Origin of the sequence: Streptomyces sp. MMG1533 (assembly GCF_001279775.1) — a bacterium.
Taxonomy (GTDB): Bacteria; Actinomycetota; Actinomycetes; order Streptomycetales; family Streptomycetaceae; genus Streptomyces.
This window is the reverse complement of the sequence record NZ_LGDG01000293.1, coordinates 1-14135: the sequence shown is the minus strand read 5'-3', so window position 1 is coordinate 14135 and position 14135 is coordinate 1. Positions and strand designations below refer to the sequence as shown.

The window sequence follows — 14135 nt, the reverse complement described above, 5'->3', positions numbered from 1 at the left end:
GCCGAGGCTCAGCGGTCCGCGGGCGGCAGCGCCTGCACCAGGCCCGACTGGTAGGCCATGACGACGAGTTGGGCGCGGTCGCGGGCGCCCAGTTTGGTCATCGCCCGGTGCACATGGGTGCGCACGGTCAGCGGACTCACGAACAGCTTCTCGGCGATCTCCTCGTTGGAGTGCCCTTCCGCCGCCCACGCCATCACCTCGCGCTCACGGGTGGTCAGCACGCCGAGGTCCTCGGACGCCGCCAGGCGGGTCCCGAGTCCCGGGGCGGCCAGGAAGCGGCTGATCACGGTGCGGGTGGCGCCGGGGGAGAGAAGGGAGTCGCCGGCGGCCACCGTCCGGACACCGGCGAGCAGCGCCTCGGCCGTGACGTCCTTGCCGAGGAAGCCGCTCGCACCGGCCCGCAGCGCCTGCGCCACGTACTCGTCGATCTCGAACGTGGTGAGGATCAGCACCCGGGTGTCGGCCAGGTCAGGGTCGGCGCAGACCACGGAGGTCGCGGTCAGGCCGTCGGTGCCGGGCATGCGGATGTCCATCAGGACGACGTCGGGGCGGTGGATCCGGGCGAGGTCGACGGCCTCGGCGCCGTCGGTGGCCTCGGCGACCACCTCCATGTCGTCGCAGGAGTCGATCAGGATGCGGAAGGTGGCCCGCAGCAGGGCCTGGTCGTCGGCGAGCAGGACGCGGATGGTCATGGGGTCCGTTCTTGGCGTTCCGAAGTGGTGGGGTACAGGGGGAGGCGGGTGGTGACCTCGAAGCCGCCCCCCAGCCGGTGGCCGGCCTGGAGGGCGCCGCCGACCGACCGGGCGCGCTCGCGCATGCCGATCAGACCGAAGCCGTGGCCGGCCTCGGGTGCACCGGCAGTGCGTCCGCCGGTGCCGTCGTCGGCGACGGTGATCGTCAGTTGGTCCTCGCCGTAGCGCAGCCGTACGCAGGCCGCCTCGGCGGAGGCGTGCTTGGCGACATTGGTCAGGGCTTCCTGAACGATCCGGTACGCCGTGAGGTCCACGCCGGGCGACAGCGGCCTGGGCGTGCCCTCGGCGCTGACGTGGACGGTGAGACCGGTGGACTCGAACGCGCCTGTCAGCTCGGCGAGTTGGCCGAGACCCGGGCTGGGTGCCAGCGGCGCGTCGGGGTCGTCCGCCTGGCGCAGCAGGCCCACGGTGGCCTTCATCTCGCGCAGCGCCGAGGACGTCGTACCGGTGAGGTCGGTGAGGATCCGCCGCGCCTGCGCGGGATGCGTACTCGACAGGTGCGCCGCCGTGCCCGCCTGGGCGTTGGCCAGCGCCAGATGGTGGGCCACCACGTCGTGCAGCTCACGGGCGATCCGCATGCGTTCCTCGGCGACCCGGTGACGGGCCTCCTCCTCCCGGCTGCGCTCGGCGTACTCGGCGCGTGCCTGCACGGCCTCCAGATAGGCGCCCCGCAGCCGGGTCGCGTTGCCGGCGGCGACCGGGAGCAGGAGGCAGGCGGCGGGACTGAGCGTGTCGAGCTGCCAGGGATGGTCGAGGGGATCCAGGAGCAGGGCCGAGGCCACCAGCAGGGCGAGGGTGGCGAAGAAGGAGACGCGGGTCGTCCTGCGGTCGGTGGCGACGGCCAGGCGGTAGAGCGCCAGCATGAGCGGACCCAGCAGCAGCGGCGTGAGCAGATGGCCGAGCATGGCGGCACCGGCCGCGCACAGCGCGGTCACGGCGACGGCGGCACGGGGGCGGCTGCGCTGCCAGAACAGCGCGGCTGCGGAGAAGGCCGCGAGGGCGATCGTGGGTCCCATGGCGTCCGGCCGTCGGGAGCCGGGCACGCTGATCTCGCTGCCGAACAGGAAGGCGGCGAAGAGCAGCGCGGCCGTCATCGTGTCGACCGTGCGGACATGGTCGTCGGCGTAGCGCTGCAAAGGGAAGCTCATCGGGTTCTCCGGTCGGTGTCCTGGAGCCATGGTGGGCGATGCCCGTCGCAGCGACGGGCGAGGGTCGCCCGTGTCGCAGGACACGGGCGACCCTCTCAGGGAGGGAAGGGTCAGGCGTGGGCGGCCTCCTGTTCGGGCGGGGGAGTGAGGGCCGCGGGATGCCGGCCGAGCGACTCGCCCTCCACGTCGGCGACGGGCAACGGATGGTCCAGCCACCGCGGCAGCCACCACGCCGATCTGCCGAGCAGGCCGAGCAGCGCGGGCACGAACGTCATCCGGACCACGAACGCCTCCAGCAGAACCGCCGAGGCGAGACCGAACCCCATCGCCTTGTTCATGGGCTCGCGGGCCCCGACGAACCCCGCGACCATGATCAGCGCGGCCGCCACGACGACCCGGGCGCTGTACCGGAACCCGGTGACGACCGCCTGACCCGGCCGGTCCCGGTGGACGTACGCCTCCCGCATCCGGGCGACGAGGAACACCTCGCGGTGCATGGCGGGGCCGAAGACGATGCCCACCAGGAGGATCGGCATCAGGTTCATGATCGGGCCGCTCTCGGCGATGCCCAGCAGGTCGGCTCCGTGGCCCAACCGGAAGACCGCGACGACCGAGCCCGGCGCGGCCGGCACCGAGAGGCGGAAGCCGAGGGCCGGGCGCGGTCGACGGCGTCCTCGAGGTGTTGCCTGCTCCGGTCGGCCAGGTCGTCGGCCCTCTCGGTGAAGGCGACGGTCGAGTACGCGGTGGAGCCGTCCTTGCTCACCGCTCCCGCCTGGAAGGGGCCGACGGCGCCGGACACCTGGGGCCCGTCGGACGCCTCGGTCACGAACATGCCGGTGACGGCCCGGTTCTCGGCGGTGATGACCGGCTGCCCGTCGGACGCCAGGAAGACCACGCGGGCACCGGTGCTGTCCGCGTGGGTGCCGGGAAAGCGCTGCTCCATGAGGCCGAACGCCTGCCGGGACTCGATTCGGGGCATCGTGGAGGCCTCGTCCTCGGCGGCCGGCGCGCTCGCCTCGCCGACGGCCACACCGGCCGTCACGGGGCCCCGCAGCGGGACGACGAGCAGGCGCCGACGGAAGGCCGCTCGGCCCGTTCGACACAGAAATGCGGCCATGGAACGGAGGTCTCCCCACCTGGTCTCGGCTACCTCCCACAGCCTTCCGGGAGCGGGCCGCCACGTCGTCGTGCGCCTGCCGACAATCGGGGCTACTGAGAACGCAGTACGGGGCGGGTGTGCCTCCTCCTCCGGCAGGACGGCGCGGCCGGTGGTGCAGCGAGCTACACCAACGGTCCGGTAGAGCACTCCATCGAAGCGGGCGGCCCGCGACGGAATCGTTGACGGCGCAAGGTCACGAGGTTCACCGTGCCGGAAGGAAACACCCGATGAAGCCGCTGCTGTCGTCCAGGCCCGTGCTCTGGTTCCTGTTCCTGTTCAACCTCGCCGTCGCCGCCGCGGCCCCGCTCGTCGTCGACGGCAACCAGGGCGTCATGACCAGCGTCGGCATGGGCGCCGTCTCGCTCGGAGCGGGCGTGAGCCTGCTGCGGACCCGCAAGTAGCCGGCCCGGCGGGTGTCAGCCGCGCGCCCTCACTTCATCGAGGGCGCGCCTGCCGTCGGCTCCGCGGCCGCGGGCGCCGACGCGGCTGTGACCTCGGGCCGCCGGCCGGGGATGAACGAGGCGATCGCGAAGGCGAGCAGAGCGGCGCCCGCGCCGATGGCCATGACGGTCCTGAAGCCGCTCTCGGACGGCAGGGCGTAGCCGCCGAGGCTGATGGTCATCTGCGAGAGGACGACACCCGCGATGGCGCTCGCCACCGACGTACCGATGGACCGCATCAGGGTGTTGAGGCTGTTCGCGGCGGCCGTCTCGCTCGCCGGCACCGCGCCCATGATCAGAGCGGGCATCGAGCCGTACGTGAAGCCGATGCCGGCGCCGATCACACAGGAGACCAGCACCAGGTGCCAGACCTCGGACATCAGCGCGATGTTCAGGCCGTACCCGCAGGCCACGATCACCGCACCGATCATCAGCGTCACCTTGGGCCCCTTGGCCTTGGAGACCGCGGCGGAGACCGGGGCGGTCGCCATCATCACCAGCCCGGAGGGGGCCATCACCAGGCCGGCGGTCAGCAGGGACCTGCCGAGGCCGTAGCCGGTCTGTTCGGGCAGCTGGAGCAGCTGCGGCAGCACCAGGGACATCGCGAACATGGAGAAACCGATCGCGATCGAGGCGAGGTTCGTCACCAGCACCTGACGGCGGGCGGTGGTGCGCAGGTCCACCAGCGGCTGCGAGGTGCGCAGTTCGAAGACACCCCAGGCGAGCAGGACGAGCACGGCGGCGGCGAACAGGCCGAGCGTGGTGCCGCTCGTCCAGCCCCAGTCGGCGCCCTTGGAGATCGCCAGCAGCAGCGAGACCAGACCGGTCGCCATGCCGAGGGCGCCGACCAGGTCGAAGCGGCCGCCGGTGCGCACCGCGGACTCCGGCACGAGCGACACGACGAGCGCGAAGGCGATCACGCCCATCGCGGCGGAGGCCCAGAACAGCACGTGCCAGTCGAAGTTGTCGGCGATCAGCGCGGCCGTGGGCAGACCCAGGGCGCCGCCCACCCCGAGCGAGGCGCTCATCAGCGCCGTCGACCCGGCCAGCCGCTCGGCGGGCAGCTCGTCCCGCATGATGCTGATGCCGAGCGGTACGACACCGGAGGCCAGTCCCTGCAGCGCCCGGCCGACGATCATCGGCACCAGGGCGTCGCTGAGCGCACAGACCACCGAGCCGGTCACCAGCAGCACGATGCTGACCAGGAGCATGCGGCGCTTGCCGAACATGTCGCCGAGTCGGCCGACGACCGGAGTGGCGACGGCGGCGGCCAGCAGGGTCGCGGTGACGGCCCAGGCGGTGTCGGAAGCGGGGGCGTCGAGGAGCCTCGGCAGTTCCGGCACGATCGGGATGACCAGGGTCTGCATCAGCGAGACGACGATTCCGGCGAAGGCCAGCACCGCCACCACGGCGTTCGAACTCGGCGGTGCGCCGGTCCCCGCGTCGGTGGGTCTGGCGAGGGCGTCGGACATGCGGTGCCTCCGTGGGCGTATGGAAGAGATTCGGCAAGAATTAAATCAGCCGCTTGACTTACTTTAATGGCCCCGCTCGCTTGCGTAGGCTTCCGTCCTGGAAACCGCTGCTCAGGCGGTGGACCCGCGACGGCTCGAGGGGCTGGCCGCCGCGGAGGCGCGGGAAGTCCCGGTGCGGTGGTGATGGGTGGTCATGGCGGGCGGGACGGTACGGGCCGAACAGGTCAGCGTGACACGGGAGCTGATCCTGACCGCGGCGGAGCGGCTGTTCGCCGAGCGCGGTGTGTACGCGGTGTCCAACCGTCAGGTCAGCGAGGCCGCCGGGCAGGGCAACAATGCCGCGGTCGGCTACCACTTCGGCACCAAGGCCGACCTGGTGCGGGCGATCATCCGCAAGCACGCGGCGGCGGTCGAGGAGATCCGCACCCGGCTGCTGGCCGCGACCGGCGACTCCACGGACGTGCGCGACTGGGTGGGCTGTCTGGTGCGCCCGGTTCCCGAACACCTCGCGGCGCTCGGCAGTCCCACCTGGTACGCCCGGTTCTGCGCCCAGGTGATGACCGACCCGGCGCTGCGGCCGATCATGGTGGAGGAGTCCCTGTCCTCGCCGTCCCTGCGGCAGATCCTCGAAGGCGTCAAGCGGTGTCTGCCGGAGCTGCCCGCCGAGGTCCGCGCCGAACGCGGCGACATGGTCCGCCACTTGATCCTGCACATGTCCGCCGAACGGGAGCAGGCCCTCGCCGAGAGCGCCCCCACACCCCGGTCCAGCTGGCACGACGCCGCCACCGGCCTCGTCGACGCGGTCGTCGGCATGTGGCTGGCGCCGGTCACGTCGGATTCCTGACCGCTGCCGCGGCCTGGCGCGAACCTTCCTGAATTGATTGAGTCAGGCAAGCAGAGCGGTAGGGTGAGGCGCATGTACGGCAGCACCCGTGAGAAACCGGCGCTCGCCCGCGGGGCCGGTCAGCACCTCCTGGTCGTCGTCGGTGAGCCGGACGTCGCCGAACTGCTCTCCACCACCCTGGAGCTGGCGGGCTACCGGATCAGTGCGGCCGGCACCGGAACCGAGGCGCTGGCGCGGCTCGGCGAGGGGCGGATCGACCTGGTGGTCGTCGACGCCGCGCTGCCGGACCTGGAGAGCCTCGGCCGGGACCGGCCGGTCCTCGCCCACCGCCCGCCGGTGCTCCTGCTGACCGCGTACGACTCCCTGGACCGGCTGGTGCCCGAACTGGGCCTCGGGGAGCGGGACTACGTCACCAAGCCGTTCCGGATGGCCGAGGTCCTGGCCCGCGTCCAGGTCCTGTTGCGGGGTGCGAGTCCTGGCCGGCCGCGGGGCGGCGCGCTCGGCTATCGCGACCTGGTGCTGGACGACACGCTGTGCGAGGCGCGCCGCGGCGCGAGGACTCTCGACCTCACGCCCGCCGAGTACCGGCTGTTGCGCCATCTCCTGGTCAATGCGCACCGGGTGCTGTCCAAGGAGCAGATCGGCCGGTACGTCTGGGGCGACTTCCGTGGCGACAACGCCATCGAGCAGCTCGTCTCCCGGCTGCGGCGCAAGGTGGACCGGGAAGCTCCCGTGCTGATTCACACTCGACGGGGGTTCGGCTACTGGCTGGGGCGTGCCGACGCCGAGGCCTGAGGTGCCGCCGGCGGGCCATCGATCCCCACAACTCGCTTATGGAACAGGGGAGTTGTCAGGCCTCGCAGAGAATGTGATCTGGGTCACGTCAGCTTTCTGTCAGGAAACTGACGGGAAGGCGTCAGCACCCTCTGTTTGCCTGGACTCATCGATGCCCTCGACCACTTCACCCCGGCGCTCCGCCCGTCGAACGGAGCTCCCCCACACCGAGGAGAACCATGGCCGACACCCTGACCGGTTCCGCGCCCGCAGCGGCCGTACCGGTCCCCGAGTTCCCGATGGCCAGGGCGGCGGGCTGTCCCTTCGACCCGCCCCCGGCCCTCCAGGCCCAGCAGGACGAGGGCCGGCTCGTCAAGGTCCGTCTCTGGGACGGCAGCACCCCCTGGCTGATCACCCGCTACGCGGACCAGCGCGCCCTGCTCCTCGACCCCCGCGTCAGCGCCGACATCACCAGCCCCGGATATCCGCTCCAGGCCCCCAGCAACGGCAAGAACAACATCAGCTTCATCCTCATGGACGACCCGGAGCACGCCCGCCTGCGCCGCATGGTGACGGCCCCGTTCGCGGTGAAACGGGTCGAAGCGCTGCGGCCCGGCGTGCAGAAGATCGTGGACGACCTGATCGACGACATGCTCACCGTCGGCGGCCCTGTCGACCTGGTGGAGGCGTTCGCCCTGCCGGTGCCCTCGCTGGTCATCTGCCGACTGCTCGGAGTGCCGTACGAGGACCACGACTTCTTCCAGGAGAACAGCAAGATCCTCATCACGCGCGATGTGGCCATGGACGACCGGATGGCCGCCCACGGGAAGCTGGTCGGCTATCTCGACGAGCTGATGGGCGAGAAGATGGCCCATCCCGGCGACGACCTGCTCTCCGGGCTCGTGGAGCGGGTCGTGTCGGGTGAACTGTCCCGGCAGGACGTCGCCCAGATGGGCGTGTTGCTCCTCCTGGCCGGCCACGAGACCACCGCCAACATGATCGCCCTCGGCACGCTCGCGCTCCTCGAACACCCGGACCAGTTGGCGTTGTTGCGCGACTTCGAGGACCCCAAGCTGGTCGCGTCGGCGGTGGAGGAGCTGCTGCGCTACCTGAGCATCGTGCACGGCGGACGGCGCCGGGCGGTCCTGGAGGACATCGAGATCGCCGGACAGGTGATCCGGGCCGGCGAGGGCGTCATCATGCCCAACGACATCGCCAACCGCGACCCGGAGGCCTTTCCCGACCCGGACCGGCTGGACATCACCCGCGACGCCCGCCGCCATGTCGCCTTCGGCTTCGGCGTCCACCAGTGCCTCGGCCAGCCCCTGGCCCGCATGGAGCTCCAGGTCGTCTACAGCACCCTCTACCGCCGCATCCCGACCCTGCGGCGGGCCGCCGAGGTCGACGGACTGCCGTTCAAGCACGACGGCTCGGTCTACGGCGTCTACGAACTGCCCGTCACCTGGTGAAGCCCTCGCCGGTCAACCGCCCCACAGAAATCGAACGAGGTACAGATCAATGCGTGTGGAACTGGACGAGCCGAAGTGCGTCGCGTCGGGGCAGTGCGTGATGGCCGCCCCTGAAGTGTTCGACCAGCGCGACGAGGACGGCATCGCCTTCCTGCTGGAGGAGAGGCCCCCGGCTGACTCCCTCGACGACGTGCGCGAAGCCATCGCGATCTGCCCGGCCGCCGCCATCCGGCTGGTCGACCAGTGAGGCGGATCGTCGTCGTCGGTGCCTCGGCCGCCGGGCTCGCGGCGGTCGAGACCCTGCGCCGCGAGGGCTTCGAGGGCACGCTCACCCTCGTCGGCGACGAACCGCAGGCGCCGTACGACCGCCCGCCCCTGTCCAAGCAACTGCTGGCCTCGGAGTGGGAGTCGGACCGGCTGGCCCTGCGCACACCCGACGACCTGGCGGCACTCGGCCTCGAACTGCGGCTGGGAGTGGCTGCGACCGGCCTCGAACTCGCCGATCGCACCGTGAGGTTGGCCGACGGGTCCGAAGTCCCGTACGACGGACTGATCGTGGCCACCGGTGTGCGGCCGCGCCGGCTGCCCGGCGAGGGCGCGCACGTGCTGCGCACCCTCGACGACGCCCTCACGCTGCGGGAACGGCTCACGCCGGGGCGGCGGCTGGTCGTCGTGGGTGCCGGCTTCCTCGGCGCGGCGGCCGCAGCCGTGGCCTGGCGCCTCGGCGCCCACGTCACCCTCCTCGAACCCGCCGCCGTGCCGCTGGCCCACGCCGTCGGCACCGAGGTCGGTCAGGTGCTGTCCCGGGCCCACGTGGACCGGGGCGTGGACCTGCGCTGCGGCGTCACCGTCACCGAGGTGACCGAGGACGGCGTGCGGCTCGCGGACGGCGAGGTGATCGATGCCGACGAGGTGCTCGTCGCCGTCGGCTCGCTTCCGAACACCGAATGGCTCGCCGGCAGCGGACTGGCCGTGGGCGACGGCGTGGTGTGCGACGAGTACTGCGAGGCCGCGCGGAACGTGTACGCGGCCGGTGACGTCGCCCGCTGGTACAACCCGCTGTTCGGCAGCTCGATGCGGATCGAGCACCGCACCAACGCGGCCGAACAGGGCATGGCAGCCGCCCGCAACCTCCTCCACCCCGAGATGCGCAAACCGTTCGCGCCGGTGCCGTACTTCTGGTCGGACCAGTACGACATGAAGGTCCAGGCGTACGGCTTCCTGCGCGGCCACGACGAGGTGGCCGTGGTGGACGGGGATCTGGCGGAGCGCCGGTTCGTCGCCGTGTACCGCACCGGCGGCCGGGTGAGCGGTGCCCTCGCGGTCGGTATGCCGCCCAAGGCGATCCGGCTGTGGCGGCAGGCGATCGCGGCGGGCGCGGCCTGGGACGAGGCCGTGCCCACGGAGGTCCCGGCAACCGGGGCCTGACAACAAGGAGGTTGTCCTATGGTGGGTCTTCCGTACGACGCACGCCGTGACGTGGTGGTCGTCACCGGGGCCGGAGGCATCGGAACGGCGGTCGCGCGCCGGCTCGGCAGTGGCCGTACCCTCTTCCTCGCCGACGTCTCGCGTGGCCAACTCGACCGGACCGTCGCCACGTTGCGCGCCGAGGGGTTCGAGGCGCAGGGCATGGTGATCGACGTGTGCGACCGCGCGTCGGTACGGAAGCTCGCCGAAACCGCCGCCGGTGAGGGGCGCTTGGCGGCCGTCGTGCACACCGCGGGGGTCTGCGCCGCGATCGCCTCCGCGCGGACCAACTTCGAGGTCAACATGGTCGGCACCGCCCATGTGATCGACTGCTTCGAGGCCGTCGCCACCCGGGGCACTTCCCTGGTCTGTGTCGCGGGCGTCGCCGGCCACTACGCCTCGCTGTCCGAGGAGGAGGAGTCCGTCCTGGCGACGGCGCCCGCCGAGGAACTCCTGGCACTGGACGTCGTCGCCGCGGTCGGGGACGACGCCGTGCCGGCGTACATCGTGTCCAACCGCGCCGTCCAGGTACGGGTCGAGGCCGCCGCGCTCGCCTACAACCTGCGCGGTGCCAGGGTGAACTCGGTCAGCCCCGGTGCCGTCGCCACGGCGATGACGACGGCCGAGGCAGGCTCGGTCTACGGGGAGCACCTGCGGAAGATCCTGGACGACTGCGGTGTCGGCCGCGCCGCGACACCCGCGGAGATCGCCGACGTGGTGGCGTTCCTCGCGGGGCCACAGGCGCAGTACGTCACGGGCACCGACCTGGTCGTCGACGGCGGACAGAGCGCTTGGACACGCCGGCACTGAGGGCCGCAGCGGGATGCCGGCGCCCGGGCGGGCCGTCGGCATCCCACCCCGGTCAGCGGCCGATACGGACCCGCGTCACCTGGTCCTCGCCGGCCGCGCCGGCACCCGACTTGTCGACCACGTAGGCGGTGCCGTCGGCCACCTCCACGTGGTTCGGGTTGGCGCCGGTGGTGACGGTCTCCTCGACCGTGCCCGTGCGCGGGTCGACGACGGTGACGTCGGCGGCCGTGCGGTTCTCCCCGTCCGGCACCGAGAACGACGCGATCGTGCGGGACCTCAGGCTGCCGCGCACCCTCATCGGGATCGCCGTCGGCGCGGCCCTCGGACTCGGCGGCGGCGTCATGCAGACCCTGACGCGAAATCCGCTCGCCGACCCAGGACTGCTCGGCGTCAACGCGGGCGCCTCCGCCGCCGTCGTCACCGCCATCAGTGTGCTGGGCATCACGTCCTTCACCGGCTACCTGTGGTTCGCCCTCGCCGGAGCCGCCCTGACGGCCACCGCCGTCAACTTCCTCGGCGGCGACCGCTACGCCACCCCGGTCCGGCTCGCCCTAGCCGGAACCGCCGTCAACGCGGCCCTGTTCGGCTACGTCAACGGGCTCCAGCTGTGGGACCTGAGCACCCTCGACGCCATGCGCCACTGGTCGGTGGGCACCCTCGCCAGACGCGACTCGTCCCTGCTGGTCACCGTGGCGCCGCTGCTCGTGGCCGGAGCCCTGCTCGCCTTCGCCCTGGCCCGCCCGCTCGGCGCGATCGCCCTCGGCGAGGACCACGCCCGCGCCCTGGGCACCCGGGTGAAGCGCACCCGCCTCCTCGCCGTCCTCGCCATCACCCTGCTGTGCGGCGGCGCCACCGCCGTGTGCGGCCCGATCGGCTTCATCGGCCTGATGATTCCGCATGCGGCCCGCGCCTTCTGCGGCCCCGACCCACGCTGGCTGCTGCCCTACTGCGCCCTGTACGCGCCCGTCCTGCTGCTCGTCTCCGACGTGATCGGACGGGTCGTCGTGCCGCCCTCGGAGATCGAGGTGGGCGTGGTCACCGCGTTCCTCGGCGGACTCCTGTTCATCCATCTCGTACGGCAGCGGAAGGTGGCCCAGCTGTGAGTGTCCTCCAGGACGACCGGAACCGGGCGGCGGTCCGGGTGGACCTGCGGCGCGGCCTGCTGAGCACCGGCCACTGGTCACTTCGGTACGACACCCGCGCACTGCTGGTCTGCGTCGTGCTCGTCGGCCTGGGTGCGTGCGCGACCGTGTTCGCCATCGGCACCGGCAGGTACGAGCTGTCCCCGGTGCAGGTCGTACGCACCCTCGCCGGGAACGGCCCGCCCGGCGCCGAGTTCATCGTTCTCGACCTGCGGCTGCCGCGCGCCCTCGTGGCCGTCCTGGTCGGCTTCGCGATGGGCATGGCGGGCGCGGTGTTCCAGTCGCTGACCCGCAATCCGCTCGGCAGCCCCGACATCACCGGATTCGGCAACGGCGCCTCGGCGGGCGCCCTCGTCGCGATCATCCTCTTCGACGCGGGCGACGCCCAGACGGCCATCGGCGCGGTCTGCGGCGGCTTCGCCACCGCCGCCGCCGTCTATCTGCTGGCGTGGAAGCAGGGCGTCCACGGGTACCGCCTCGTCCTCGTCGGCATCGGAGCGTCCGCGGTGCTCGGCTCGGCGACCAGCTACCTCTACGTCCGTGCCGACATCGGCAAGGCGGCCCAGGCCGCGAACTGGATGATCGGCTCGCTCAACGCCCGGGACTGGGGCGAGGTCCGCATCGCCGCGCTGGGAGAGGTGGCGCTCGTCCCCGTCGTCCTAGTGTACGCGCGCCGGCTGACCGTGCTGGAGATGGGCGACGACACGGCCGCGGCACTCGGCGTGCCGCCCGAGCGCACCCGCCTGGTGCTGCTGTGCGCCGGCACCGGCCTCACGGCCATGGCGGTCGCGGCGTCCGGGCCGATCCCGTTCGTGGCGATGGCCGCGCCCCAGCTGGCCCGCCGCGTGACGCGCGCCGCCGGACCGAACGTCCTGCCGGCCGCGTGGACGGGAGCCCTGCTGGTGTCCGCGGCCGACCTCCTCACCCAGCGCGTCACCGGCTCGGCCCTGCTGCCGGTCGGGGTGGTCACGGGCGTGGGCGGCGGCGCCTGTCTGGCGTGGCTGCTGCGGGCGGAGCGGAGAGCGGACCGGGTGTAGGGGCCCTGTCCGGGCGGTGGTTCCTCCGGTGCTTGACGGATCCGCCCGCCAGACTGTGGGGTTGGCAGTACAACTGATCAACTCCGGGAGATTCCATGCCACTTGACGCCCCGCTCATCGACAGCAGCGTGCCGCACTCCGCCCGGATCTGGAACTACTGGCTGGGCGGCAAGGACTGCTACGAGATCGACCGGCAGGTCGGCGACCAGATCGTCGCGGCCAATCCGCAGATCCTCGACATAGCCCGGGCCCAGCGGGCTTTCCTCGTGCGCACCGTGGAGCACCTCGTCCGCGAGGCCGGCATACGCCAGTTCCTGGATGTCGGCACCGGACTGCCCACCGCTGACAACACGCATGAGGTGGCGCAGCGGATCGCCCCCGAGACGCGGATCGTCTACGTCGACAACGACCCCGTCGTGCTGGCCCATGCCGAGGCTCTGCTCACCGGTTCGCCCGAGGGCGCGACGGCCTACATCGACGCCGACCTCCGCGCCCCGGAGGCGATCCTGCGGCGTGCCGCCGAGACGCTGGACTTCACCGAGCCGATCGCGCTCGTGCTGCTGGGGATCACGGCCCACATCGTCGACGACGCCGCGTACGACCTCGTGGGCCGCCTGGTGGGTGCACTCCCGTCCGGGAGCCACCTCGTGCTCTGCGACGACACCGAGGTCATCGATCCGGAGGCGATGCGCACCATGATCGAGCAGTGGAACGAGGCGGGAGACAATCCGCGGATCAACCGCAGCCCCGAGCAGCTGGCCCGCTTCTTCGACGGCCTGGAACTGCTCGAACCCGGGGTGATCTCGGTCTCCCGCTGGCGCCCGGGACCGGCCGCCGGAACCGACGTCCCGGAGGTCGACGACTTCGGGGGTGTCGGCCGCAAGCCGTGAGGAGTAGTCGGGGGGCAGTACTCATCGTAAACTCAGGCAGTAAATTACTTGAGTTACGCAACAAGATGGTAAAGTGGATCCCATGTCCACACCACCGCTCCCCGACGTCCCTGCATCCCCGGAAGTGATCGAGATCGAGCGGGCGCTCACCCGCATCACCTATCTGAGCACGCGCGCCCGGCAGCACGACCGGCTGATGGCCCTGGCCGAAGTCCCGCTGGACCGCGCCGCCGTGGCGCTGCTGCGGCAGGTCGCCGACTCCGAGCCGCTGCGGCCCGGGGAGCTGGCCACCCGGCTGGGGGTGGAGGCCTCCCACGTCACACGCACCGTGCAGCAACTGCAGAAGTCCGGGTACGTCACCCGCGTCCCCGACCCCGACGACCGCCGCGCCCAGCGCATCCAGCTCACCGCGACCGGGCAGGAGGCGATCGACCGCATCCGCGACGCCGGCGCCCGCGGGATGCAGCTGGCGTTGTCCGAGTGGTCGCCCGAGGAGCTCCGCCAGCTCGCCGGGCTCTTCCACCGCATGGTCGACGACTTCCTGTCGCACGCCGTCGAGGACGAAGCCGAGCAGCAGCCCACGGCACCGGCCGGCAGCGCCTGAGCGCTCCCGTCCCTGGCATCGCCGCCGTCCCTAGAAGGTCGATGAAGATCTTGGTGAGGGGCTGTCCGGCCGTCAGGCCGGACAGCCCCTCCGGTCATGCACCGGCGGGTGCGAGGTGCCAGGTGCC

The 14135-nt window shown here is 71.9% G+C and carries 16 protein-coding genes and 1 pseudogene; 11 read left to right on the top strand and 6 right to left on the bottom strand.

Annotated elements, in window-relative coordinates; all coding sequences use genetic code 11:
• Positions 1-8: 8 nt before the first annotated feature.
• From ADK57_RS46295 to ADK57_RS51890, 4 genes and pseudogenes are all read right to left on the bottom strand, one after another.
• A complete protein-coding gene (locus ADK57_RS46295) occupies positions 9-692 on the bottom strand; it encodes a response regulator transcription factor (RefSeq protein WP_053755822.1) in 684 nt (227 codons plus the stop codon).
• Positions 689-1900, bottom strand: a complete 1212-nt coding sequence (locus ADK57_RS46290; protein ID WP_053755821.1) for a sensor histidine kinase — start codon at positions 1898-1900, stop codon at positions 689-691. Before ADK57_RS46290 ends, ADK57_RS46295 begins: the two co-directional genes overlap by 4 nt.
• A 110-nt stretch (positions 1901-2010) precedes the next feature.
• A pseudogene (locus tag ADK57_RS51895) lies at positions 2011-2559 on the bottom strand (MMPL family transporter); the annotation flags it as partial.
• Complete coding sequence (locus tag ADK57_RS51890; protein ID WP_234390607.1) at positions 2442-2843, bottom strand: MMPL family transporter; 402 nt, start codon at positions 2841-2843, stop codon at positions 2442-2444. The pseudogene ADK57_RS51895 and the gene ADK57_RS51890, both read right to left, overlap by 118 nt.
• 443 nt (positions 2844-3286) lie before the next feature.
• Here ADK57_RS51890 and ADK57_RS50755 point away from each other — a divergent pair, with 443 nt between their 5' ends.
• Positions 3287-3460 carry a hypothetical protein gene (locus ADK57_RS50755; protein ID WP_199830825.1) on the top strand — a complete coding sequence of 58 codons (174 nt, stop codon included), beginning with the start codon at positions 3287-3289 and terminating at the stop codon, positions 3458-3460.
• Positions 3461-3489: 29 nt separating this feature from the next.
• Here ADK57_RS50755 and ADK57_RS46275 read toward each other — a convergent pair whose 3' ends face one another.
• Entirely contained in the window at positions 3490-4971 is a 1482-nt protein-coding gene (locus ADK57_RS46275) for an MFS transporter (RefSeq protein ID WP_053755818.1), read from the bottom strand.
• 193 nt (positions 4972-5164) lie between these two features.
• Between ADK57_RS46275 and ADK57_RS46270 the strand changes: the two genes are divergently transcribed.
• From ADK57_RS46270 to ADK57_RS46245, 6 genes are all read left to right on the top strand, one after another.
• Entirely contained in the window at positions 5165-5815 is a 651-nt protein-coding gene (locus ADK57_RS46270) for a TetR/AcrR family transcriptional regulator (RefSeq protein ID WP_053755838.1), read from the top strand.
• 72 nt (positions 5816-5887) lie between these two features.
• On the top strand, positions 5888-6610 hold the full coding sequence (locus ADK57_RS46265) for a response regulator transcription factor (RefSeq protein ID WP_053755817.1): 723 nt from the start codon (positions 5888-5890) through the stop codon (positions 6608-6610).
• Between the two features lie 218 nt (positions 6611-6828).
• On the top strand, positions 6829-8058 hold the full coding sequence (locus ADK57_RS46260) for a cytochrome P450 (protein WP_078973701.1): 1230 nt from the start codon (positions 6829-6831) through the stop codon (positions 8056-8058).
• A gap of 49 nt (positions 8059-8107) precedes the next feature.
• On the top strand, positions 8108-8305 hold the full coding sequence (locus ADK57_RS46255; protein WP_053755816.1) for a ferredoxin: 198 nt from the start codon (positions 8108-8110) through the stop codon (positions 8303-8305).
• Positions 8302-9486: an NAD(P)/FAD-dependent oxidoreductase gene (locus ADK57_RS46250; protein WP_053755815.1), complete on the top strand. Its 1185-nt coding sequence runs from the start codon at positions 8302-8304 to the stop codon at positions 9484-9486. Before ADK57_RS46255 ends, ADK57_RS46250 begins: the two co-directional genes overlap by 4 nt.
• Positions 9487-9504: 18 nt before the next feature.
• Complete coding sequence (locus tag ADK57_RS46245) at positions 9505-10335, top strand: SDR family oxidoreductase (protein ID WP_053755814.1); 831 nt, start codon at positions 9505-9507, stop codon at positions 10333-10335.
• A gap of 52 nt (positions 10336-10387) precedes the next feature.
• Here ADK57_RS46245 and ADK57_RS49690 read toward each other — a convergent pair whose 3' ends face one another.
• The gene (locus ADK57_RS49690) at positions 10388-10585 is read right to left on the bottom strand and encodes a hypothetical protein (RefSeq protein WP_053755813.1); all 198 of its coding nucleotides are present in this window, start codon (positions 10583-10585) and stop codon (positions 10388-10390) included.
• On the opposite strand from ADK57_RS49690, the gene ADK57_RS46235 reads away from it, so the two are divergent.
• The 4 genes from ADK57_RS46235 to ADK57_RS46220 all read left to right on the top strand — a co-directional run bounded on the left by ADK57_RS46235 (position 10563) and on the right by ADK57_RS46220 (position 14008).
• Positions 10563-11438, top strand: a complete 876-nt coding sequence (locus ADK57_RS46235; RefSeq protein WP_234390606.1) for a FecCD family ABC transporter permease — start codon at positions 10563-10565, stop codon at positions 11436-11438. The genes ADK57_RS49690 and ADK57_RS46235 overlap by 23 nt on opposite strands.
• Positions 11435-12514 (top strand): iron chelate uptake ABC transporter family permease subunit, encoded by a 1080-nt coding sequence (locus ADK57_RS46230; RefSeq protein ID WP_078973699.1) that lies wholly within the window; start codon positions 11435-11437, stop codon positions 12512-12514. The genes ADK57_RS46235 and ADK57_RS46230 overlap by 4 nt, the downstream gene beginning before the upstream one ends.
• A gap of 95 nt (positions 12515-12609) precedes the next feature.
• Entirely contained in the window at positions 12610-13404 is a 795-nt protein-coding gene (locus tag ADK57_RS46225; RefSeq protein WP_053755811.1) for an SAM-dependent methyltransferase, read from the top strand.
• An 82-nt stretch (positions 13405-13486) separates the two neighbouring features.
• Positions 13487-14008 carry a MarR family winged helix-turn-helix transcriptional regulator gene (locus tag ADK57_RS46220; protein WP_053755810.1) on the top strand — a complete coding sequence of 174 codons (522 nt, stop codon included), beginning with the start codon at positions 13487-13489 and terminating at the stop codon, positions 14006-14008.
• The last annotated feature ends 127 nt before the right edge of the window (positions 14009-14135 follow it).